Here is a 2,240-nt window from a genome sequence, read left to right on the forward strand (position 1 = left end):
CGGCCTTCGAACGCTCGGGCGAGACGCCTGAACTCACGGCGCTGGCGCGCACCCTCGGCATCAGCTACTCCACGTTGCGCGAGCACCTGCGGGCGCTCGAGGCGAAGGGTGAGCTCGTCCTCGAGAGCCGCGGCTCCGGTCGCAGCCCGCGCCTCACGCTCCTTGGCGCCGCCTTCGGCGTCCCGCTCTACGGCGAGATCGCCGCCGGCCTGCCGGTGGGCGCCTACCCCGCCCCCGAGGGGCACCTCTCGCTGCGCGGCCGCCCCGATCAGTTCGCGCTGCGCGTCCGGGGGGACTCCATGGCCGACCGCATCGAGGACGGCGACGTGGTCCTCCTCCACCGGGCCGAACCGCAGCGTCCCGGCGAGATCTGCGCCGTGCGCGTCGGGGAGGACGAGACGACCCTCAAGTACCTCGACTGGGCGGCCGACGAGGCCCGCCCCCGCCAGTACCGCCTGCGGCCGCACAACCCCGCCTTCCCCAGCGTCACCGTCGCCGCCCAGGACCTGCACGTCGACGGCGTCTTCCGCAGCCTGCTACGGGGCGACGTCGTGCGGGACCTGCTCGTAGAAGGGAGCGAGTCGGCCACCCCGCTCCCCCACCGCCCCTGACCCGCGCCCTGACGGGCAGGCGCGCGCGAGGGAGCGCGCGTAACACGAGGGAGGGCGCGTCCGCCGCCGCCAAGCAACAGGACGCGCCCTCCCGGTAGCCCCGAAGCGGTCTGCTGACGCGGACCTACCGAGGTGAGCACATGCTAACACCGTGCACCACGACAACATTCCCGGTCTCGCCCCGCAGGCGCCCCCCGCGCCCCGGTCGCGCCCCGACCCTTCGCCCACCGGCGCCCCTCAAGCTGCTCTTCCCCATCGCGGCGGTGCTACTCGGCCGGCGCGCCGTCGAGGAGCACCGCCCGTGCTAGCCGCCCTCGAGTTCGGTCCGTTCCCCCTCTACCTCGCGCAGCGCGCCGAGCCGGAGCTCGCACGGGTGCCGCTGGTGATAGTCGACGATCAGCGCGTGCTGCACGCCAACGCCGCCGCCAAGCGCCACGGCGTCACCCCCGGCATGCGTCTGGCGGGGGCGCGCATGCGCGTGACCGCCTTGGAGGAGCGCGCCTTCCTGGAGCCCGACCTCGCTCACGCCTGGGAGGCGCTGCTGCGCGAACTCCACCACCTCACCCCTTGGCTGGAGAGCGGCCCACGCGGCCGCGTCTTCGCCCGGCTCACCCGCGCCGAGGCCGAGGAGGTGGCGCACGCGTACGGCGCCAGGGCAGGCCTCGCCCCCGACGTCGAGACGGCCGAACTCGCGGCCCTGTCGGCCGGGCCCGGCACGGTCAGGGAGGTGACGCCACCGCGCCAGGGCGAGTTCCTGGCGCGACTGCCGCTGCGGTTCCTCAAGGGCGTGGGGCTGTCGGAAGCGAACCTCACGCGCCTGAACTGGCTGGGGCTCTCGGCCGCGGCCGACCTGGCGCGCTGGAGCGCGCCGCAGATCCGCGCCTACCTCGGCGCGGAGGGCGACTCCGTCGTCGCTCACCTCCACGGTCCCCGTCGCGCGGAGCTGCGCCCTTACCACCTCCCCCTCACGGTGCAGCGCTCCCTCACCTTCCCCGACCCGGTGCGCGAGCCGCGCCAGCTCCTCCCCGCCATCGACCGCCTGGCCGCGGAGCTCGAGCGCGCCCTCGCCGGGCGCGCCGCGCGGCGCCTGACGCTCACCGCCACCCTGGCGGGCGGTCAGCGCCGCGCCAGCCGGCTGGCCAAGCGCCCGCTGCAGCAGGCGCGCCACATCCGCCAGCAGGCCCTCTTCGCGCTGCAAGACAGCCGGGCGGAGGGCCGCCCCATCGAGCGCCTCACCGTCGAGCTGAGCACGCCCGAGCGGCTGGGGGTGCAGGAGGGCATCTGGCCGGGCCGCGAGCAGCGCGAGCAGGCGCTGGAGGCCACCCTGGAGCGCTTCCCCGCCGCCGCCAAGCGCGTGGCGTGGCGCGACCCGCACGCCCAAGCCGCCGACCTGGCGTGGGCGTGGGAGGGGTACGCAAGCGCGGGCGGGGCGTACGCCACCGCCGACCTCGCCCACCGCGGAGCGCCCAAGCGCGCGCCCGGCCGCGGCCCCCGCACGGCACGCGCCGGCACCGAGACGCTGGTCGCGTCTCCGGCCGCGCCCACCGCCGCGCCCGTCGCCGCCGTCCCGCTGTTCGCGCCGCCGGAGCCCGCGCCTGACGCGAGCCCGACCGCGTCCCCCGCCGCCCG

2 protein-coding genes are annotated in these 2,240 nt (G+C 76.7%); both read left to right on the forward strand.

The window, feature by feature from the left end:
- The coding region (locus H3C53_13350) for a hypothetical protein (protein MBW7917653.1) at positions 1–611 on the forward strand (611 nt) is incomplete at its 5' end.
- Positions 612–912: 301 nt separating this feature from the next.
- Positions 913–2,240, forward strand: a 1,328-nt coding sequence (locus H3C53_13355; protein ID MBW7917654.1) for a hypothetical protein, incomplete at its 3' end; no start/stop codon positions are given.

The sequence above is a fragment of the Trueperaceae bacterium genome (assembly GCA_019454765.1).
Taxonomy (GTDB): Bacteria; Deinococcota; Deinococci; order Deinococcales; family Trueperaceae; genus JAAYYF01.